Below are 21,023 nucleotides of genomic sequence, written 5' to 3'. Positions count from 1 at the left end.
AACCGCGTCCGCGCGTCGCGCCGCACTCGGTCATCCGATGTCATTGCGGACCATTTGATGCGCTCCCTTCGCTCGCGGCTGTCGGCGCTCTGGCTCATGCTGGCAGTTTCCGGCGCGGCGACGGCGTATCTTCTTGTCGAGTCGTTCCAGCAGTCGAACGACGCCCGCGTGGCGCGCGCGCAGGACCTGGTCACGCGCGGCTGCCGCGACATCGCCGACCGCTATCAGTTCTTCGTCTCGGGCTGGCGCGGCGCGCCGGTCGACGACAGCCTGAAGCAGGACCTCATCCCGCTGCTGCAGTCCGCCTTGGCCGCGACGCCCGGCGTCGAAGGCGGCATCTGGCAGACGGAGACCGGGTCGCTGGCCTACGCCTATCCGACCTACGAAGGCACCGGACCCAAGACCGACCTGCCGGCCGCCGAGCTCAGCGTGATCAAGCAGATCAACAGCGACGCGCAGCGCAGCGGCCGCCCCTTCACGACAAAGAATGCCGGACGGTCGCAGACCCTGATCGTTCATGCCTGCCCGTTGCGCGGTCCGCTCCAGAACGTCACCGCCTGGACCATGACCCGCGCCGCCGCGGCCGAAGGTCCGGCCTACATGCATCTTCTGATCGGACTGATCGTGCTGGCGGCGACGCTGCTCGGCTCGGCGATCTGGCTGGCCTGGATCCTGGTGTCGTGGTCACGCCGCATCGGCATGATCGAGACGGCGCTGGGCGAGCCGACGGACAATGCCGACCTGCCGCAACTGCCGCACACCGGCGCCCGCGAGCTCGACCGCCTCGTCGACGCCGTCAACGATGCCGGCCATCGCCTCTCGGCGGAGCGCATGCGCGCAACCGCCGCCGAGCGCCTCGCAGCCGTCGGCCGGCTGTCGGCCACGCTCGCCCACGAGATCCGCAATCCGATCGCGGCGATGCGCCTGAAGGCGGAGAACGCGCTCGCCTCTCCCGACCCTGCGCGCAAGGCCGGCGCGCTCGAAGCGATCCTGCAGCAGGTGGCGCGGCTCGACGCGCTGCTGCGCGATCTCCTGGCGATGACCCAGGCGAGCCAGCCGAAGACCCGTCCCGTCGAGCTCGACGACTTCCTGCAGGCCACGATCGAAGCGCACCGCGATGTTGCCGCGCGCCACGGCCAGTCGCTCCGCGCCGTCGCGCCCTCCTCCGCGCGGTGCTGCTTCGATCCCGCGCAGCTTCAGCGCGCCCTCGACAATCTGATCCTCAATGCGATCCAGAACACGCCCGAGGGCGGCGAGATCGTCGTCGCAGCCGAGATCGCCGACGGACGCCTGCTGTTTCGTGTCACCGACAGCGGCCCGGGCATCGCCCCCGGCATCAGGGATCGCCTGTTCGAGCCCTTCGTCAGCACCCGCGCCGACGGCACCGGGCTTGGACTTGCCATCGTGCGCGAGATCGCGCGCGCCCATCATGGCGATGCGCAGCTCGCCCCTGTCAGCACCGGCACCAGCTTCGAGATCTCCCTGCCATGGCAACCATCCTGATCGTCGACGACGATGCGGCGCTACGCGACGGGCTCGCGGAGACGCTGACCGATCTCGGCCACGAGGCGACCACGGCCGCCTCCGGCCGCGAAGCGATCGGCATGGTGTCTCCCGCGACCGACGCCGTGCTGCTCGACCTGCGCATGCCGGGGCTCGACGGCATCGAGACCCTGCGCCGCATCCGCGCCGACGGCGATGCGCCTCCGGTGATCGTGCTGACGGCCTATGCCAGCCCTGAGAACACGATCGAGGCGATGCGACTCGGCGCATTCGATCACCTGGTGAAGCCGATCGGCCGCGAGGCGCTGCGCGAGCTGATCGCGCGGCTGCCGCCGCGCCGGTCTCAGCAGCAGGACACGGCCAGCGCCGACGACAGCGGACTGATCGGCACCAGCGAGGCGATGCGCCGGGTGCAGAAGACGATCGGCCGCGCCGCCGATGCCGACGCCACGGTGCTGATCCGCGGCGAGACCGGCACCGGCAAGGAGCTGGTCGCGCGCGCGCTTCATGTCCACAGCCGGCGTGGCGCGTCTCCCTTCATCGCCGTGAACTGCGCCGCAATCCCGCGGGATCTGCTCGAGAGCGAATTGTTCGGCCACCTCAAGGGATCGTTCACCGGCGCCAGCTCCGACCGCGCCGGCGCCTTCCGCGATGCCGGGTCGGGTACCCTCTTCCTCGACGAGATCGGCGACATTCCGCTGCCGATGCAGGCCAAGATCCTCCGCGCCCTGCAGGAGCGCGTCATAACGCCGGTCGGCGGCAAGCCGGTGAAGGTGTCGGCCCGCGTCGTCGCGGCCACGCATCGCGATCTCGCCAGGCTGGTCGCGAGCGGCGCCTTCCGCGAGGATCTGTACTACCGCCTCAACGTGATCCCGATCGAGCTGCCGCCGCTGCGCGAGCGCGCCCAGGACATCGTGCCGCTGGCCAGCCATTTCCTGGCGCTGGCGTCGGAGGGACGGCCGCGCCCGCAACTGACCGACGCGGCCATCGACAAGCTCGCTCATGCGCCCTGGCCCGGCAATGTCCGCGAGTTGCGCAACGTGATCGAACGCGCCTGCGTGCTGACGCAAGGCACCCTGATCGATGCCGACGATCTCGACATCACCGACGCGCCGCATGACGAGGAGACGGAGACTTCGACGGACCTGCCGGCGGCGGTGGCGCGGCTGGAAGAGCGCCTGATCCGCCGCGCGCTGGCGGCGTGCGGCGGCAACCGCACCGAAGCGGCGCGACAGCTCAAGATCAACCGGCAACTGCTCTACACCAAGATGCAGCGCTACGGTCTGGGTGACGAGCAGGCGTCAGGAAATCCGACGCGCGCCGTCGGGAAAGACGACGCCTAGCGCCCTAGCCTTCATGCAACCCATTGATTTGTCGTCGTCCGGCACTTGGCACGGCCGTTGCGAACCATCTTGCGTCACCCCTGCCAAAGGAGTTCCAGGATGACGCGAAAGATGACGCCGATCATGGCCGCGCTGATGCTCGCCGCAGCGGGCTGCGGCATGACTGCGGCCAGCGCCCAGGCACCACTGTCCCCGCCGGATGCGACGTGGGATGCATCGCAGCTTCCGGAGACACGCGGGATCGTCAAGCAATACACGCTGACGCCGCGCGGCGATGTCGACGGACTGATTCTCAACGACGGCACCGAGGTGAAGCTGCCGCCGCATCTGACGGCTCAGGTCGTGTTCACGATCCGGCCGGGCGATGGCGTCTCGATCCGCGGCCTGCGCGCCCGCGCGCTGCCGCTGGTCGACGCGGCCTCGATCACCAACATCGCGACCGGCAAGACCGTCGTGGACGACGGTCCGCCCGACCGCCCCGGCCGGCACGGCGCCGACCAGACGGTCAGCGGACGGATCGCCACGGTGCTGCACGGCAAGCGCGGCGAGGTCAACGGCGCGGTGCTCGATGACGGCACGTCGCTCCGCCTGCCGCCGCCCGAAGCCGAACGGCTGGCCGACTGGCTGCATCCCGGACAGACGATCTCGGTGCGCGGCGACCTGCTCGAGACCGCCCTCGGCAAGCTCGTCGACGTCAAGGCCATCGGCACCTCGCCGGATCAGATGACGGAGATCGACGGTCCGCGCCCGCCACGCGGCCCGAGGGGCGGCCCCGACCGGCTCGGCCCGCCGCCGCCTCCGCCGCGCGGCTGATCTCTTTCCTTTCGATCAAAAACGAACGCAACACAGGAGACGAACATGCATTGGATCGACCCCGAAAGCCTGCCGCTCGTGAACGGGGTGCTCGAACGCTTCGTGCTCAATCCGCACGGCGAGGTCGACGGCTTCGTCATGCGGGCGGGCGACAAGGACATCCTCGTCCATACGCCGCCGCATATGGAGGCGGAGCTGACGCGCTACATCAAGGCGGGCGATACGGTCGGCGCGCGGGGCGTCAAGCCGCGCGGGGCGCAACTGCTCGCGGCGGTCGCCGTGTCGGCTGAAGATGGCCGGCAGATCATCGACCACGGCCCGGACGAGGAGCGCGAGCACCCCAAGCACGACCATCACCGGATGGACGTCGAAGGCAAGGTGCGGCTGTCGCTGTTCGGCCCCAAGGGCGAGCTGCGCGGCGCGCTGCTGACCGACGGCACCGTCGTGCGCATCGGGCCGAAGGAAGCCAAGGAGATTGCCGAGCTGCTCGCGCCGAAAGCGACGCTGGCGGTTCGTGGCGACGGCATCGACACGCGCTTTGGCCGGGTCATCCACGCCCGCGAGGCGGGCCCGGACCTGAAGAGCCTCAAGCCGCTCAAGCATGGCCCCAAGAAGGGCCCTGAGCATGGTCCCAAGAACGGACCGAAGCACGGACCGAAGCACAAGCATGGGCCCAAGCACGATCACGCGCACGCGTGATCGCCTGCACTGACGCAACGAGGGACCGAGGCCTGAGAGCATGTCACAGGATGAGACTACCACGCGCCGGGCGCGCCGCGCGCTCGACGCCGCCAATTTCTTCCTGGCCGACGTGCGCGATGGCCTCGGGCCCTATCTTGCGATCTATCTCCTGACCGAGCAGAAATGGGACGAGGCCTCGATCGGCGTGGTGATGTCGCTGGCGACGATCGCCGGCATCGCCGCGCAGACGCCGGCCGGCGCGCTGGTCGACGCGACCAGGGCGAAACCGCTGGTCATGATCGTTGCCGCGATCATCGTCACGGCGGCGTCCCTGCTGCTGCCGCTGATGACGAGCTTCTGGCCGGTCGCGATCTCGCAGAGCATCGCCAATGCCGCCGGCGTGATCTTCGCCCCGGCGATTGCGGCTGTGTCGCTCGGGATCGTCGGCGCCAAGGCCTTCACGGCGCGCGTCGGCCGCAACGAGACCTTCAACCATGCCGGCAATGCCGTCGGCGCGGTGATCGCCGGGGCCGCCGCCTATGCGCTCGGACCATCGGCGGTGTTCTACCTGATGGCGGTCACGTCGGCCGGCAGCCTCATCAGCGTGCTCGCCATCCCCGAGCGCGCCATCGACCATGACGTCGCGCGCGGGCTGGCGCATCAGGCGGAGGGCAACCGAGCGGGCCAAGGCGAGCAGCCGTCGGGCCTGGACATTCTCCTGACCTGCCGTCCGCTGCTGATCTTCGCGGTCTGTGTCGCGCTGTTTCACCTCGCCAACGCCGCCATGCTGCCGCTCGTCGGCCAGAAGCTGGCGCTGCAGGACAAGAATCTCGGCACCAGCCTGATGTCGGCCTGCATTGCCGCCGCCCAGCTCGTGATGGTGCCGATGGCGCTGCTGGTCGGCGCCCGCGCCGACCGCTGGGGCCACAAGCGCTTCTTCCTGGCGGCGTTGCTCATCCTGCCGCTGCGCGCGGTGCTCTACACGCTGTCCGACGACAAGGCCTGGCTGGTCGGCGTGCAGTTGCTGGACGGCGTCGGCGCCGGCATCTTCGGCGCGATCATGCCGGTCATCGTCGCCGACCTGATGCGCGGCACCGGCCGCTTCAACGTCGCCCAGGGCGCGGTCATCACGGCGCAGAGCATTGGCGGAGCGCTGTCGACCGCGCTCGCCGGCCTGGTCGTGGTCCATGGCGGCTACAGCGCCGCATTCCTGGCGCTCGGCGCGGCTGCCGCCCTCGCCGTGATCGTGTGCTGGCTGCTGCTCCCCGAGACCGGTGGAGCAGAGGCCGCCCACCCGAACGCGGCGCCCTCGCCCGCTATCCCCGCCGAATGATTTGCTCTATCGATCCCCGATCATGTCCCTGCACGATACCTGGCTCGCCTACGCCATCATCATTCCCGCCATCGCCGGCGTCATCATCCGCCCCTTTCGGCTGCCCGAGGCCGTGTGGGCCGCCGCCGGCGCGATCCTGCTGGTCGCGCTCGGCCTGCTGCCACCAGCCGATGCGCTCACCGGCATCCGCAAGGGCGTCGACGTCTATCTGTTCCTGATCGGCATGATGCTGATCGCCGAGCTGGCGCGCCGCGAGGGCCTGTTCGACTATCTCGCGGCCTATGCGGTGGAGCATGCGCGCGGCTCGCCGCAACTGCTGTTCCTGCTGGTCTATGCGGTCGGCACCCTGGTCACGGTGCTGCTCTCCAACGATGCCACGGCGATCGTGCTGACGCCGGCGGTCTATGCCGCCACCCGCGCCGCCGGCGCCTCGCCTCTGCCTTATCTGTACGTCTGCGCCTTCATCGCCAATGCCGCGAGCTTCGTGCTGCCGATCTCCAACCCGGCCAATCTCGTCGTGTTTGGCGAACGCATGCCGCATCTGACCGAATGGCTGCGCCAGTTCACCCTGCCCTCGATGGCCGCGATCGCGCTGACCTACGTCGCGCTGTGGCTGACCCAGCGCCGCGCGTTGCGCGAGGAGACGCTGCGCACCGATGTCGAGAAGCCGCATCTCAGCCGCGAAGGCCGGCTCGCCGCGTTCGGGATCGGCGCCATCGCAGCCGTGCTGCTGACCGCCTCGGCGCTCGACGTTCAACTCGGCCTGCCGACGTTCGTCTGCGGCGTGGTCACCGCGGCCGCGATCCTGCTCATCGGCCGGCAATCGCCATGGCCCGTAATTCGCGGCATCTCATGGGGCGTGCTGCCGCTGGTCGGCGGCCTGTTCGTGATGGTGGAAGGTCTGAGCCGCGCCGGCGCGATCGGCCAGCTCAGCGCCTGGCTGCACCAGGGCGTGACGTCGTCGCCGCACGGCACGGCGTGGGCCGCGGGCCTGATCACCGCGGTCGCCGACAACATCGCCAACAATCTCCCGGTCGGCCTGGTCGCAGGCTCCGTCGCCACCAGCGATCACCTGCCGCATGAGGTCATCCGGGCCATCCTGATCGGGGTCGATCTCGGCCCGAACATCTCGGTCACGGGCTCGCTTGCCACCATCCTGTGGCTGACCGCATTGCGGCGTGAGAAGATCGAGGTGACGGCCTGGCAATTCCTGAAGATCGGACTCGTGGTAACGCCGCCCGCGCTGATCGCAGCGCTGGCGGCGGCCATGTGGTAAAGACGACCGAGGCTTAGGCGGCCGCCTCGTAGTTGACCGCGGTCTCAGCGATCTTGGTCAGCGTCTCGTCGGTCTTCCGCTCTTCGTTCAGCGTCTGGTCGAGCAGCTTGGCGGCCTTCGGCAGGTTGAGCTTGAGCGCCCAGGCCTTCAGCGTGCCATAGCGCGACATCTCGTAGTGCTCGACCGCCTGCGCTGCAGCAAGAAGGCCGGCGTCGAGCGCCTGCGTCCCCTTGTACTCGTCCATGATCTCCTTGCCCTCGTCGATGATGCCCTCGATCGCATCGCACTTCTTGCCGCGGGCGGGCTTGCCGATCAGCTCGAAAATCTGCTCGAGCCGCTCGATCTGGCCTTCGGTCTCCTCCTGGTGCTTCTCGAACGCCGCCGCCAGCTTCTCCGACTGCGCCGCCTTGGCCATTTTCGGCAGCGTCTTCAGGATCTGCTTCTCGGCGTAGTAGATGTCCTTGAGGGTATCGAGGAAGAGCTCGTTGAGGTCTTTGTCGGCAGGCATGGTGTGCTCCCTGAATTGTGTGAGCCGACAACCGGAAAGCCACACCCTGGTTCCTGCCGCGGACTACCGCTTCACGAAAATCCTGTCCGGAGCGGTGCCGATCGGGCGCGAGCCCCTTGTAACAAAACTGTCACCCGGCAAAACTAAAGCTCTTCCCTGCGGCGAGACGCCGCGATTCCGCCGATTGCTTTTCAGGAGTTTTCAATGCGCCGCCCGCTCGTGCTGCTGTGCGCCGGACTGACCCTGCTGTCGTCCAGTGCCGCTTTTGCGCAGAACGCCAAGCCCCATAACCTGATCCTGTTCATTCCCGACGGCCTGCGCGCGCTGAAGGTGACGCCGGAGACGGCGCCGGCCATGGCCGCCGTTCGCGACAAGGGCGTCAACTTCAAGAATTCGCACTCGCTGTTTCCGACCTTCACCATGGCCAATGGCTCGGCCATGGCGACCGGCCATTATCTCGGCGACACCGGCACGTTCTCGAATACGATCTTCACCGGCTACACCTCCGCACCAGCGGGCGACACCGTCGTACCCTTCATCGAGAACGACGCCGTGCTCGGCGACATCGACGAGCATTTCAACGGTGACTACCTCAACGAGGACACGATCCTGAAGCTCGCCCGCAAGGCCGGCTATTCGACCGCCGCGATCGGCAAGCTCGGCCCGACCTATCTGTTCGACCACACCGGCTGCCCCTGCAAGCCGGGCGCGAGCTCCTCGATCGTGATCGATGACTCCACCGGCAACAAGAACGGCGTGCCGATCACCGACGAGATCAAGGACGCCCTGACCAAGGCCGGCCTGGCGCTGGCGACGCCGTCACGCGGCGACAACGGCAAGGCGGGCGACGCCAAGACGCCGGGCACGACCACAGCCAACGTCGCCCAGCAGGCCTATATGGTCGACGTCGCCACCAAGGCGGTGCTGCCGATGTTCAAGGCCCGCAACAAGCCGTTCGTGCTGGTGTTCTGGTCGCGCGACCCGGACGGCAGCCAGCACAATCACGGCGACAGCTTGAACACCATCACGCCGGGCATCAATGGCCCGACCTCGATGGCCGGCATCAAGAACGCCGACGACAATCTGGCAGCGCTGCGCAAGGCGCTCGACGATCTCGGCCTGGCCGACTCGACCAACATCATGGTCCAGGCTGACCACGGCTTCTCGACCATCTCCAAGGAGAGCAAAACGAGTCCCTCCGCCAAGGTCAGCTATGACGACACGCCGAAGGAGTTCCTGCCGATGGGCTTTCTGGCGCTCGACCTCGCCAAGGCGCTCGACCTGCCGCTGTTCGACCCGAACGACAAGAACGCGGCGGTGCCCGAAGGCAAGCACCCCAAGGCCGGCAATGGCGTGCTCGGCAAGGACCCGGCCAAGCCCGATCTCGTCGTCGCCACCAACGGCGGCTCCGACTTGATCTATTTGCCCAACAACGACAGGAAGCTCGCCCGCCGCACCGTCAAGGCGCTGCTGGCGCAGGACTACGTCTCCGGCATCTTCGTCGACGACAAGCTCGGCGAGATTCCGGGCACCTTGCCGCTATCGCAGATCAACCTGCAGGGCAAGGCGGTGACGCCGCATCCGGCGATCGTGGTCAACTTCCGCACCTATGTCGCGCCGGGTTGCGACCAGCCGTCCAACTGCCAGGTCGAGGTCGCCGACACCGTGCTGCGCCAAGGCCAGGGCATGCACGGCTCGTTCGGCCGGGGCGATACCTACAACTTCATGGCGGCCATCGGTCCGGACTTCAAGGCGGGCTTCGTCGATCCGCTGCCCGTCAGCAACGCCGATGTCGGCACCACCGCCGCCAGGCTGCTCGACCTCAAGGTCGCTCCGAAGGGCAGACTGATCGGCCGCGTCATGACCGAAGCGATGCCGAACGGCGCGACGCCCAAGGCTGTGTCGGACGTCGTCAAGTCCGATCCGGCCGCCGGCGGCCTGCGCACCGTGCTGAAGCTGCAGCGCGTCGGCCAGCAGCGCTATTTCGACGCCGCCGGCTTCCCCGGCCGCACGGTCGGCCTGGACGACGAGGCGCCGAAGCAGAAGGCCGCGGCGAAGTAGTCAGTCGATCGCCAGTACTTCCATGCGATCACCGGAGTGCCCCGCGAAAGCGGGACACTCCTGTTTCGATCAAACGCGATGCCGTAGCCCGGGTGAGCGCAGCGACACCCGGGGACACTTTTCCCGCATGTCGCTTCGCTCATGCGGGCTACGGCTATCTCCTCGCCGACGGAGTGTGGTCCACTTACTCACCGCGCGACGTCCAGCGTCACCCGAACCTCAACGGTCTTGCCACCGCGGAGCACGCGCAGCACCACCCGATCGCCCGGGTTCTTGTTCTCCAGCGCCCGCGTCATATCCTCGGGCGACTCCACCGCCTGCCCGTCGACCGCCAGCACGACATCGCCGAGCGCGAAGCCGCCGTCGCGGGTCAGCCGCGCCGGGATCAGTCCGGCTTTCTCGGCCGCCGAATCCTGCTCGACATCGAGCACGAACACGCCTGACAGGCCGAGCCGCGCCGACAGCGCCTCGTTGGCCTTTGGATCGGTGCGGATGCCAAGGCTCGGGGTGACGTAGCGGCCGCTCGCGATCAGGCGCGGCACGACCCGGTTGACCCTGTCGACGGGCACGGCGAAGCCGATACCGGCAGAGGCGCCCGAGGGGCTGTAGATCGCGGTGTTGACGCCGATCAGCCGTCCCGCGCTGTCGAGCAGCGGGCCGCCGGAATTGCCCGGATTGATCGCGGCATCGGTCTGGATCAGTCCGCTCAGGGTGCGGTCCTGCGTGACCTGCAGGTTGCGGTTGAGCGCCGAGACGATGCCGGTGGTGAGCGTGCTGCTGAGACCGAACGGATTGCCGATCGCGAACACCTTCTGCCCGACCTTGAGGTCGGCGCTGGTGCCGAGCGGCAGCGGCTTCGGCCGGTCGACGCCGACGCCGATCACGAGCACCGCCAGATCGTTCTCCGGACTGGCGCCGACCAGCGCGGCGCGGAACGAGCGTCCGTCGGTCAGGCTGACCAGCGCCTCGGTCGCTCCTTCGATGACGTGATAGTTGGTGACGACGTGGCCGAGGTCGTCCCACACGAAGCCCGAGCCGGTGCCGGAGCGCTCCTGCTGCGAATTGCCGGTCCACGGGTTGACCGATTGTTGAACGGTCGTGATGAAGACGACCGAGCCGCTGCGGCTCTCGAACAGCGCGATCGTGCTCTTCTCGTCGGCGGCGAGATCGCCGCGCGGCGTGATCTCGCGGGGCTTGGCGCGCATCCCGAGCAGCTCGGCCTGGATCAGCGGAAAGGTCTGCCAGGCCATCATGAGCAGCAGCGCCGTCGCCGCCACCGCGATCAGACGCGCGGCGAAGCTCCATCGGCTCATCTCGACATTCTCCGTGTTCGGTCGCATCACCGCCGATTGATTCACCGGCCGGGCGGCGCCATCAAGAGCCGTGATGCGATCGCCGCCGGTCAAAAAGACCGGTCAAAACGAAAAGAGCGCGATGAGATCATCGCGCTCGTCGAACTCATGCGGCTGGATGAACGCGACGCGCCTACATCCCGATGTCGATCATCGACGGCAGTTGCGCCAGCGGCAGCACGGTGACGCCGACCAGGGTCGCGACCATCGCCATCAGCGCGCGGTTGCCCTGGCGCTTGCCGCGCATCTGCTTGGCGACCCATTCCAGCGCATCGGTGCGGATGCCCCGCGCATTGATCGGAGCCCAGCTCTCGATCGCGGTCTCCGGCGACAGCGCCACGCTGCGCGGCGGCACCGGCAGGCCGGAGGCGGCCGCGGTGTGATGCGCCACCGCCTTGGCGAGCAGATCCTCGAAACGGCCGTCGTCCTTGCGCTCGGTCGCGGCGGCATCGATCGCGAACAGCGCCTCGGCCTCGGCGCGGCTGACCGGCGCGTCGTTGATCGCGGCGGCGCTCAGAATGCGCGCGCACCAGGCCGCGTCATCGGCATCGAGCACGCGGGAGAAATGCACGCGTCCCGCGGTGGTCGGCCCCTCGCCGGTGATCACGCCGTCGCGCACGATGCCGAGCGCGAGAGCAGCGGTCTCACAGGAGGACGGTTCGAGACCATCGATGCCGATGGTTTTTGGTGCAGAGGTAGCCATGTTCTCTTCTCAGTTGCTGTGTTGACCCACCTTGTCGGCGCCCGTCTGAACGAGTGGTTAACGGTTCGAAACGGTGCTGTGGGTTTTTGTATCGGTTGCCGATTTGCCGCAGTGACCTCGATCACGGTTCAAAGCCGTGGGGCGTCCGGGGGCGGCGTGTTGCGACCAGCAGATGGCGAAATCTGGGCAAGCGGTCGTCTGACGGATGTTTCGCCGCAGCCCGGGAACTCAAAAGAAGTTGTTGGCCTCGTGAGCTTTGGGGCAATTATCTTCTCTTTTCCGTCAGCCGGTTCCCTTTCGCGGCGGTATTTCCTATAGTGTTTGGAAGATTTATTCCTACCACCTGCAATGAATTGAGGACTGCCATGGCTCTCCAGATCGGCTCCACTGCCCCCGACTTCGAGGCAGACACCACCGAAGGCAAGATCAAATTCCACGACTGGATCGGCGACAGCTGGGCGCTCCTGTTCTCGCATCCGAAGGATTTCACCCCGGTGTGCACCACCGAGCTTGGCGCGCTGGCGCGGCTGAAGCCGGAGTTCGACAAGCGCGGCGTCAAGCTGATGGGCCTGTCGGTCGACCCGGTCGACAACCACGCCAAATGGTCGGAGGACATCCGCGAGACGCAGGGCGCGGCGCCGAACTATCCGATGATCGGCGACACCGACTACAACGTCTCCAAGCTCTACGACATGCTGCCGGCGGCGATCTCCGGGGACCCGTCCAAGCGCAGCGCGGCCGACAACCAGACCGTCCGCAACGTCTTCATCATCGGGCCCGACAAGAAGATCAAGCTGATCCTGGTCTACCCGATGACCACCGGGCGCAACTTCCAGGAAATTCTCCGCGTCATCGACTCGCTGCAGCTCACGTCGAAGCACCGCGTCGCCACCCCCGCCGACTGGAAGCAGGGCGAGGACGTCATCATCGCCGGCTCGGTGTCCGACGACGAGGCCAAGACGATCTATCCGAACGGCTGGAAGGCGCCGAAGCCCTATCTGCGCGTGGTGCCGCAGCCGAAGTGAGGTCGGCAACCGACGTTTGACGACGTCATCCCGGGACGCCTCGCAGAGGCGGCCCCGGGATCTTTGTCGACTGGAATTGCAGTCCGAGCGCTTCGGGCCGATGCCCCTTCATCCCCGCGGCGTGACCCAGTCCGCGATCAGCAGCCCCGCTGTCGCCGACACCGCCGTGACGAACACGCCCCAGCTGATATCGACCGCCACCACCGTCCAGGTCCACTGCTTGAGCATCGCCAGCGACGTCAGCTCGAAGGTCGCGTAGCAGAACAGCCCGAACAGCGCGCCATAGAGCAAGGTCGAGCGCCAGGTCGCATCAAGCGGGCCGCTGACGAAGATCAGCACGCCCACGACATAGAGCAGATAGAACAGCACCGCCGGCACGGGACGAATCTCGCCGAGCATCTCGCCGACCTGCGACTGGAAGAAGCCCTTGGCGACGATGCTCAGGAACGGGATGTCGAAGCCGAGCAGCACGGCCAGGGTTGCAAAATACAGGACGGCGTAGCGGCTCAAGGACGGCTCCTCCTTCACGTTTCACGCACTGCCGTCGGCGCGGGATCGGCCGGTGCCGTCAGCCGCGACGCTTGGTCTTGGGCTTCTTTCCACCAGGCGCCTTCGACCGTGGGCTATGAGACGGAAACGCCGGTCCGCCACGGCTGGACTTGTCGCCGTGCTTCTTTTTCTTCGTGAACGCCTGGGCATGGCCGGACTTCGACGGCGGAGCGTCGTGATGCGCCCTGCTCCGCGGCGGAGTTTCCTTGTCCCGGCGAGGCTGATCGCGATGCAGCGGATGGTAGGCGCTTTCCTCTGCCTGGCGCCGTGGCTCGGCCTCGCGCCGCGCCGCCCGCTTCTCCGGACGCGGTTTGTCGACGGCCCCCTGCCCCGACGGCGCAGCCGCCAGCGGCTCGATGCGGATCGTATCCTCCTTGTCGGGACGGCGGATGTTGGCGGCGAAGGCGTCCGCGACCCGCGCGGCGATCTCGAACTCCGTCGTGGTATCCGAGATCTTGATGGTGCCGATGTCGTTCTTGTCGATGCCGCCGCGACGGCAGATCATCGGCAGCAGCCAGCGCGCTTCCGCATTCTTCCTGCGCCCGATCGCCGCCCGGAACCAGACGCTCGGCTCGCCCATGCCGTGGCGCGCCGACGGCTTCCCGGTCTTCGTTCGGGGCGACGGTGGCCGCTCCTCGCCGCGCGCCGGCCGGGCGGTGTCGCGACCACGATCCTGGCGCGGGCGGCCGCGGTCCTGGCCCGGATCCAGAATGTCCTCCGGCGACGGCAGCCGCGCGCGATAGAGCCGCGCCAATGCAGCGGCGATGTCCTCGGCCGACCGCTCCGCCAGCAGCGCCTGCGCGAGCGCCAGATCCTCCGCCGTCGTCTCCTCGGTGAACACCTGGTCGTGCAGCATGCGCTCCTGATCGAGCTTGCGGATCTCATCAGCTTGCGGCGCTGCGCCCCACGCGGCCTCGATGCCGGCGAGGTTCAGCAGCGTTTCCGCCCGCCGCCGCCGCGCCGGCGGCACCAGCAGCACGCTGACGCCCTTGCGGCCGGCGCGGCCGGTGCGACCCGAGCGATGCTGCATCACCTCGGGATCGTTCGGCAGCTCGGCATGGATGACGAGATCGAGATTGGCGAGATCGATGCCGCGCGCCGCGACGTCGGTCGCCACGCACACCCGCGAGCGGCCGTCGCGAAGCGACTGCAGCGCCATCGTGCGCTCGTTCTGCGTCAGCTCACCCGACAGCGCGACGACGGAAAAGCCGCGCTCCAGCAGCGCCGCCTGCAGATGCCGCACCGCCTCGCGCGTGTTGCAGAACACGATTGCGCTCGGCGACTCGTAGAAGCGCAGCACGTTGACGACCGCATGCTCGACATCGTCGGCGGCGATGCGGATGGCGCGGTACTCGATGTCGGCATGCCCGCCTTCATCGCCCTCGACCTCGATCCGGAACGCGTCGTCCTGATACTGCTTCGCCAGCGCCACGATGCCGCGCGGAAAGGTCGCCGAGAACAGCAAGGTCCGGCGCGTCTCCGGCGTGGTCTCGAGAATGAACTCCATGTCCTCGCGAAAGCCGAGATTGAGCATCTCGTCGGCCTCGTCGAGCACCACGGCCTTCAATTCCGAGATGTCGAGACGCCCGCGCCGCAGATGGTCGCACAGCCGCCCGGGCGTGCCGACCACGATATGGGCGCCCGCCTCGAGCTCGCGCTGCTCGCGGCGTGGATCCATGCCGCCGACGCAGGAGACGACGCGCGCACCGGCGTGCTGATAGAGCCAGCCGAGCTCGCGCTGGACCTGCAGCGCCAGCTCGCGCGTCGGCGCCACGATCAGCGCCAGCGGCGCCGCCGCCGGCGCGAACCGTTCGGCGTCACCCAACAGATTCGCCGCCATCGCCAGCCCATAGGCGACGGTCTTGCCAGACCCCGTTTGGGCCGACACCAGGAGGTCGCGATCGACGGCGTCGTCCGCGAGCACCGCGAGCTGGACGGGCGTGGGAGTCTCATAGTTGCGCTCGGCCAGGGCGCGGGCGAGCGGCGGATGGGTCGCGGGAAAGGGCAATTGACGGAAAACCTCGTTTGATTCCGATGGCTTTACGCCATGCGGAGCGAAATCGCCATGCCCGCCCGCACCCAATCAACGCGGCGCTCCCCGGCCCCCCGCTACGCCGCTACTCGTCGCTCCACGGCCAGTGCCAGTGACGCCAGCCCCAGTTGCGGGGCCCGCTGCTGTCCATCGCCGCCTTCTGCTTGTCGTCGAGCGAGTCGTAGAGCGCCTGGAACGCTGGCCGGACGATCTTGATCGCCTGCTGCATCGTGTCGAGGCGCTGCTCCGCCAGCGCGAGGCGGTCGGTCGCCTTGGCCGGCGGCGTCGCCGGGCAGTCCTTCGTGATCAGCTCCGCAGCTTTGGCCGATGCCGCCTTGAGATCATCGAGCCGCGCCCGCTGCGTGTCGTTCGGCTTGATGGCCGCCTCGATCTGCGACATCCGCCATTCGGCAAATCCGGCCATGCGGGGATTGCAGAGGAAGCCGAACCCCCGGCCGCCCATCATCCCCGGCCCCATCATCATGCCCGGCCCCCAACCTGGTCCGCCTGCGCCCGGCTGGGCAAGGCCCGGGGCGGCGGTGACGGTCACGATTGCGGCTGCGAACACCAGCGCGCGTGGATCTAATCGCATGGCAGAACTCCTCGACGTGGCACCAATGAGTTCGCGCAAACTAAGCGCACGGCGAACTTGCCTTTTGAGCAAGATCAACGGACCAATGATGGGCGACGGCCAAATTGAGGAGATGACAACGATACGCAGCTATCGCTGGATATGGACGTCGGCGGTCGCATCGGGCTGCGGGACGTTGGCTCATATAGGCCTGATGGAGCTCAAGAGCGGGCTTCACCTGTTGCCGCAGTTCGATCCCGCCTCGGCGCTGCTCGATACGCTCCAGCCCCTGTTCGCCCGAGCGATGCAGGACGGGGCGCCGCTGTGGCTGCTCTCGCAGCTCAACGGAGCCTTCCTGATCGGCCTGCTGTTCGGGCGCTTCTTCCACCGCCTGCCCGGCGGCAGCGGTGTCGCCAAAGGCTTCCTGCTCGGGCTCGCCGGCTGGCTGCTGCTCGGAATCGTGTTGTTTCCCGCCATCGGCCTTGGACCGTTCGCAACGTCGCTCGGGCTGGGCGCCGGCCCGGCGCTGTTCTCGCTGGCGATGGTCGAGGCGTATAGCGTTGTGCTGGGCGCCGTGTATGCGGCTCTGCAGGGACCGGATCAGAAGATCGAGGTCGGCCGCGGAGACGGCGGTCACGTCTGAGCGCCGCCGGGAGGGACCCCTGGCGTCATTTCGAAAAGACCGAATTTTTTTCTTTCGTTTTCTCGTAACTCATGTATGATCCGCGTCGTCCTGCCCATGCAGAGGGACGTACGCGTCGTCACGAACGTCGGTGCGGGATGCGGTGGCCGCGATTCATGCCGGACGCGCATTTCGCGCAGACGACCGGCATGATTGCGGACGTGAAGTCGCAGCGTCCCGATACCCCGAAGCTGGTATCACGCTCGTGACGATGCTTGCGCATCGCGCGGACAATGGTGGCCAACAAGCCGGCGCACCAGGGAGACTGCGTATAAGCGTGAAGACCACCGCGCAGGGAATGCCGGAGTGTTCGGCTTTGCCTGTGGTACCTGCCGCCTGCATTTTTTTCGCAGGCGGGCCATGGGTGAGGCCTTCACCCGGCATTCCCTGCGCCCTCTCGTTTTGCAGAGGGTAAACAGGCCGCAGAACTCGGGCTGATCATGCCGCGGGAATGCGAACGCGCGTCTGCCAAGCTCGTTCAAGACACACGCTGTCATTCCGGGCTCGCCCTCCGGGCGACCCGGAATGACGGTGTGGAAACATCGTACATCTCACATAGCTGGCTTCGCGCAACAGCATAACGCTGGAGCAGGCAACGGTCGCATGTCGATCAGCAAGGTTGAGCCCGCACGACATCGCGACCTCAAATCCGCATCGCACAAAACGCAGAGCAGCAAGCTGCATCTCCGCTGGCGCAATGGCATGGGACTTGCTCAACTCGCACATCAACTCGTCGCTTGCGGAGACCCTGGAATGCTTGAAGGAGCCGAAGTCCGGCTGGCCGTCGATATCGGCGGCACGTTCACCGATATCGTTCTCGACATCGGCACGCAGCGCCGGACACGCAAGCTGCTGACCACGCCGACGCAGCCGGAGCAGGCCGTGCTGGATGGTACCCGTCTGATTCTCGCCGACGCGAAGGCGCGCATCTGCGACATCGATGTCTTCATTCACGGCACCACGCTCGCGACCAATGCCATCATCGAGCGCCGCGGCGCCAGGACCGCGCTGATCGCAACGGACGGCTTCCGTGATGTTCTGGATATTGGAACCGAGAGCCGCTACGACCAGTACGATCTCTCGATCGACAAGCCGAAACCGCTGGTGCCGCGCTCCCTGCGCTTCACCGTGCCCGAGCGCGTCGATGCCCACGGAGACGTCAGGCTGCCGCTGGACGAAGCGGCGGTGCGTGCGCTGGTGCCGCAGCTCCGCACGCTCGATGTCGCCAGCATCGCCATCGCCTTCCTGCACGCCTACGCCAATCCCGCGCATGAGCGCCGCGCTGCCGAGATCCTGACCGAGGCGATGCCTGATGTCTCGGTCACTTTGTCCTCGGCGGTCTGTCCCGAAATCCGGGAATACGAACGCACCTCGACCGCGGTCGCCAACGCCTATGTGCAGCCGTTGATGGACAGCTATCTCGCGCGCATGGAGCGGGCGCTGCAAATCGAGCAGTTCCGCGGCGCGATCTATCTCGTCACCTCGGGCGGCGGCGTCACCTCGATCGCCACGGCGCGCCGCTTCCCGGTGCGGCTCGTCGAATCCGGTCCCGCTGGCGGCGCGATCTTCGCCGGCCAGATCGCCGCTCGGCTCGGCGAGCGCAAGGTGCTGTCGTTCGACATGGGCGGCACCACCGCCAAGATCTGCCTGATCGAGAATTTCGAGCCGGAGAGCTCGCGTGTGTTCGAGGTCGACCGTGCCGCGCGGTTCCTCAAAGGCTCGGGCCTGCCGGTGCGCATCCCCGTGATCGAGATGGTCGAGATCGGCGCCGGCGGCGGCTCGATCGCGCACATCGATGCGATGAAGCGCGTCACCGTGGGCCCGGAGAGCGCCTCTTCCGAGCCGGGTCCGGCCTGCTACGGCCGCGGCGGCCAGCGCCCGGCGGTCACCGATTCCGATGTCGCGCTCGGCATGATCGATCCCGACGCGTTTGCCGGCGGCACCATCAGGCTCGATCCCGAACTGTCGAAACAGGCCCTGCTCCGCGACGTCGGCGCCCCGCTCGGCTTGGACGCCGAGACCGCTGCCTACGCGGTGCACGAGGTCGTCTGCGAGAACATGGCGAGCGCGGCGCGCGTCCATGCCGTCGAGCGCGGCGCCGTCATCGGCCAGCACACGCTGATCGCCTTCGGCGGCGCAGCGCCGCTGCATGCCGCGCGCGTCGCCGAGAAGATCGGCGTCGCCAGGGTGATCGTGCCGTCCAATGCCGGTGTCGGCTCGGCGGTCGGCTTCCTCGCCGCACCGATCGCCTATGAGCTGGTGCGCAGCCGCCATGCGAGGCTCGACGATTTCGACACGGCGCTCGTCTCCACTCTGCTGCAGGAGATGGCCGATGAGGCCCGCGCGCTGGTGGAGCCTGGTGCGGCCGGCGCACCGTTGCGCGAGCGCCGCTCGGCTTTCATGCGCTATGTCGGCCAGGGCCACGAGATCAATGTCGAGCTGCCGAACCGCCCGCTGACGGCGGACGACCTGCCCACCCTGCGTACGACCTTCGAGGCCGGCTACGCCGCGCTGTTCGAGCGCCCGATCCCCGGTGCGGCGATCGAGGTCCTGAGCTGGTCGGTGCTCGCGACGACGGATGCGCACCAACCGCCCGCCGTCACCGAGGTGCAACGCAAGCCTGCGGGCAAGGCTGCGGGGCACCGCAAGTTCTTCGACGGCCGCGCCGGACGCTTCGTCGAGATCCCGCTGTATCGCCGCGAGCAGATGGCGCCGGGCGCGGTCATCGCCGGCCCCGCCGTGATCGCCGAGGACGAGACCTCGACTTTCATCTCCAACAGTTTTGACGCGCATATCGATGGTGCCGGCAGCATCGTCATGGAACGGAAGGCGGCCTGACAATGAGTCCATCACAGAGCAGCCTGATCGACTTGCAGATCATGTGGCACCGGCTGATCGCCGTGGTCGAGGAACAGGCCCAGGTGCTGCTGCGCACCGCCTTCAGCCCGATCGTGCGCGAATGCGGCGACCTCTCCGCCGGCGTGTTCGACCTGAACGGCCGCATGCTGGCGCAGGCCGTCACCGGCACGCCGGGCCACGTCAACTCGATGGCGGAGTCGGTGAAGCACTTCATCGCGCATTTTCCGATCCACACGATGAAGCCCGGCGATGCCTACATCACCAACGATCCCTGGATGGGCACCGGGCATCTCAACGATTTCGTCGTCACCACCCCCTGCTTCAAGGACGGCCAGCCGGTCGCCTTGTTCTCCTGCACCAGCCATCTGATGGATATCGGCGGCATCGGCTTCGGCCCCGACGGCACCGACGTATTCATGGAGGGGCTGTACATCCCGATGCTGAAGCTGATCGACCAGGGCGTCGTCAACGAGACGCTGATGGCCATGATCCGCGCCAACACCCGGCTGCCGGTGGACACCGAAGGCGACACCTATTCGCTCGCCGCCTGCAACGATGTCGGCTGCCAGCGCCTGGTCGAGATGATGACCGAGTTCGGCATCGCCTCGCTCGATACGCTCGGCGACTACATCTGCGACCGCTCGCGCGACGCCGTCCTGGCCGAGATCGCCAAGCTGCCCAAGGGCACCTGGCGCAACGAGATGGTGGTCGACGGCTATGATGCGCCTGTCACCCTGAAGGCGGCGCTGACGATCTCGGAGAGCGGCATCCACGTCGACTTCGACGGCACCTCGCCCGCCTCGAAATTCGGTATCAACGTGCCATTGTCCTACACCACGGCCTACACGGTGTTCGGGCTCGGTTGCGTCGTGGCCTCCGCGATCCCCAACAATGCCGGCTCGCTGTCGCCGCTGACCGTGTCGGCGCCATCGGGCGCGATCCTCAATGCGCCGAAGCCGGCGCCGGTCGCCTCGCGTCATGTCATCGGCCAGATGCTGCCCGACGTGGTGTTCGGCTGCCTGCGCCAGATCATCCCCGAGCGCGTGCCCGCCGAAGGCACGTCGTGTCTGTGGAATCTCAACGTCCGCGGCCAGACCCGCTCCGGCGCCGGCGGCAATTACGGGTTCTCGATGGCGGTGACGTCGAACGGCGGCACTGGCGCCCGTTTCGACAAGGACGGGCTGTCGGCTACCGCCTATCCCTCCGGCGTGCGCGGCACGCCGGTCGAGATCGCGGAGACGCAGACGCCGCTGATCTTCTGGCGCAAGGAGCTGCGGCCGGATTCCGGCGGCGCCGGCCGCACCCGCGGCGGCCTCGGCCAGATCATCGAGGTCGGCAGCGGCGTCGACGCGCCGTTCGACATCCTCGCCGCCTTCGACCGCATCGACCACCCGCCGCGCGGCCGCGACGGCGGCCACCATGGCGAAGCCGGCTATGTCGGGCTCGCGTCGGGCAAGAAGCTGCGTGGCAAGGGTTTTCAGACCGTGCCGCCGGACGACCGGCTGGTGGTGCTGACGCCGGGCGGTGCAGGCATCGGCGATCCCCGCGAACGCGCGGCGGAGCTCGTGCAGAGCGATGTCGAGAGCGGGCTGGTGTCGGCGGACAACGCGGCAAAGGTCTACGGGCAGGCGCGGTGAGATCTCATGCCAGTCGAAACATTGGTGGCCTCATGGTTCGAGACGCGTCGCAAGAGCGACGCTCCTCACCATGAGGGTTTAGCACCGCTATCGGT

17 protein-coding genes are annotated in these 21,023 nt (G+C 67.6%); 11 read left to right on the top strand and 6 right to left on the bottom strand.

Annotated elements, in window-relative coordinates:
* The first annotated feature begins 57 nt into the window (after nucleotides 1-57).
* The 6 genes from QX128_RS14725 (at nucleotide 58) to QX128_RS14700 (ending at nucleotide 6,949) form a co-directional block, all read left to right on the top strand.
* Nucleotides 58-1,503, top strand: a complete 1,446-nt coding sequence (locus QX128_RS14725) for a HAMP domain-containing sensor histidine kinase (RefSeq protein WP_316237780.1) — start codon at nucleotides 58-60, stop codon at nucleotides 1,501-1,503.
* On the top strand, nucleotides 1,488-2,846 hold the full coding sequence (locus tag QX128_RS14720; RefSeq protein ID WP_316237779.1) for a sigma-54 dependent transcriptional regulator: 1,359 nt from the start codon (nucleotides 1,488-1,490) through the stop codon (nucleotides 2,844-2,846). The genes QX128_RS14725 and QX128_RS14720 overlap by 16 nt, the downstream gene beginning before the upstream one ends.
* A 111-nt stretch (nucleotides 2,847-2,957) precedes the next feature.
* Nucleotides 2,958-3,659 carry a hypothetical protein gene (locus tag QX128_RS14715; protein ID WP_316182202.1) on the top strand — a complete coding sequence of 234 codons (702 nt, stop codon included), beginning with the start codon at nucleotides 2,958-2,960 and terminating at the stop codon, nucleotides 3,657-3,659.
* Nucleotides 3,660-3,704: 45 nt separating this feature from the next.
* A complete protein-coding gene (locus QX128_RS14710; RefSeq protein WP_316237778.1) occupies nucleotides 3,705-4,358 on the top strand; it encodes a hypothetical protein in 654 nt (217 codons plus the stop codon).
* A gap of 40 nt (nucleotides 4,359-4,398) precedes the next feature.
* The gene (locus QX128_RS14705; RefSeq protein WP_316237777.1) at nucleotides 4,399-5,673 is read left to right on the top strand and encodes an MFS transporter; all 1,275 of its coding nucleotides are present in this window, start codon (nucleotides 4,399-4,401) and stop codon (nucleotides 5,671-5,673) included.
* A 22-nt stretch (nucleotides 5,674-5,695) separates the two neighbouring features.
* Nucleotides 5,696-6,949 (top strand): arsenic transporter, encoded by a 1,254-nt coding sequence (locus QX128_RS14700; protein WP_316237776.1) that lies wholly within the window; start codon nucleotides 5,696-5,698, stop codon nucleotides 6,947-6,949.
* A gap of 13 nt (nucleotides 6,950-6,962) precedes the next feature.
* Here QX128_RS14700 and QX128_RS14695 read toward each other — a convergent pair whose 3' ends face one another.
* Complete coding sequence (locus tag QX128_RS14695) at nucleotides 6,963-7,457, bottom strand: ferritin-like domain-containing protein (RefSeq protein ID WP_315776574.1); 495 nt, start codon at nucleotides 7,455-7,457, stop codon at nucleotides 6,963-6,965.
* Between the two features lie 204 nt (nucleotides 7,458-7,661).
* Between QX128_RS14695 and QX128_RS14690 the strand changes: the two genes are divergently transcribed.
* Nucleotides 7,662-9,518, top strand: a complete 1,857-nt coding sequence (locus QX128_RS14690; protein WP_316237775.1) for an alkaline phosphatase family protein — start codon at nucleotides 7,662-7,664, stop codon at nucleotides 9,516-9,518.
* A gap of 188 nt (nucleotides 9,519-9,706) precedes the next feature.
* Here the strand turns inward: QX128_RS14690 and QX128_RS14685 are convergent, their stop codons facing one another.
* Entirely contained in the window at nucleotides 9,707-10,831 is a 1,125-nt protein-coding gene (locus QX128_RS14685) for a S1C family serine protease (protein WP_316237774.1), read from the bottom strand.
* Nucleotides 10,832-11,003: 172 nt separating this feature from the next.
* Complete coding sequence (locus QX128_RS14680; RefSeq protein WP_315804904.1) at nucleotides 11,004-11,573, bottom strand: hypothetical protein; 570 nt, start codon at nucleotides 11,571-11,573, stop codon at nucleotides 11,004-11,006.
* Nucleotides 11,574-11,938: 365 nt separating this feature from the next.
* Between QX128_RS14680 and QX128_RS14675 the strand changes: the two genes are divergently transcribed.
* Nucleotides 11,939-12,598 (top strand): peroxiredoxin, encoded by a 660-nt coding sequence (locus tag QX128_RS14675; RefSeq protein ID WP_315804903.1) that lies wholly within the window; start codon nucleotides 11,939-11,941, stop codon nucleotides 12,596-12,598.
* Nucleotides 12,599-12,706: 108 nt separating this feature from the next.
* On the opposite strand, the gene QX128_RS14670 is transcribed toward QX128_RS14675, so the two are convergent.
* The 3 genes from QX128_RS14670 to QX128_RS14660 all read right to left on the bottom strand — a co-directional run bounded on the left by QX128_RS14670 (nucleotide 12,707) and on the right by QX128_RS14660 (nucleotide 15,771).
* The gene (locus QX128_RS14670; protein WP_316237773.1) at nucleotides 12,707-13,108 is read right to left on the bottom strand and encodes a DUF2177 family protein; all 402 of its coding nucleotides are present in this window, start codon (nucleotides 13,106-13,108) and stop codon (nucleotides 12,707-12,709) included.
* A 58-nt stretch (nucleotides 13,109-13,166) separates the two neighbouring features.
* On the bottom strand, nucleotides 13,167-15,155 hold the full coding sequence (locus QX128_RS14665) for a DEAD/DEAH box helicase (RefSeq protein WP_316237772.1): 1,989 nt from the start codon (nucleotides 15,153-15,155) through the stop codon (nucleotides 13,167-13,169).
* Between the two features lie 109 nt (nucleotides 15,156-15,264).
* A complete protein-coding gene (locus QX128_RS14660; RefSeq protein ID WP_315804900.1) occupies nucleotides 15,265-15,771 on the bottom strand; it encodes a Spy/CpxP family protein refolding chaperone in 507 nt (168 codons plus the stop codon).
* Nucleotides 15,772-15,883: 112 nt separating this feature from the next.
* Here QX128_RS14660 and QX128_RS14655 point away from each other — a divergent pair, with 112 nt between their 5' ends.
* The 3 genes from QX128_RS14655 to QX128_RS14645 all read left to right on the top strand — a co-directional run bounded on the left by QX128_RS14655 (nucleotide 15,884) and on the right by QX128_RS14645 (nucleotide 20,928).
* Nucleotides 15,884-16,393 (top strand): DUF6789 family protein, encoded by a 510-nt coding sequence (locus QX128_RS14655; protein WP_315804899.1) that lies wholly within the window; start codon nucleotides 15,884-15,886, stop codon nucleotides 16,391-16,393.
* A 792-nt stretch (nucleotides 16,394-17,185) separates the two neighbouring features.
* Nucleotides 17,186-19,270, top strand: a complete 2,085-nt coding sequence (locus QX128_RS14650; RefSeq protein WP_316237771.1) for a hydantoinase/oxoprolinase family protein — start codon at nucleotides 17,186-17,188, stop codon at nucleotides 19,268-19,270.
* A gap of 2 nt (nucleotides 19,271-19,272) precedes the next feature.
* Nucleotides 19,273-20,928 (top strand): hydantoinase B/oxoprolinase family protein, encoded by a 1,656-nt coding sequence (locus tag QX128_RS14645; protein WP_316237770.1) that lies wholly within the window; start codon nucleotides 19,273-19,275, stop codon nucleotides 20,926-20,928.
* Nucleotides 20,929-21,023 lie beyond the last annotated feature (95 nt).

Origin of the sequence: Bradyrhizobium sp. SZCCHNR1015 (assembly GCF_032489875.1) — a bacterium.
Taxonomy (GTDB): Bacteria; Pseudomonadota; Alphaproteobacteria; order Rhizobiales; family Xanthobacteraceae; genus Bradyrhizobium.
This window is presented reverse-complemented; position numbering and strand designations above follow the sequence as displayed.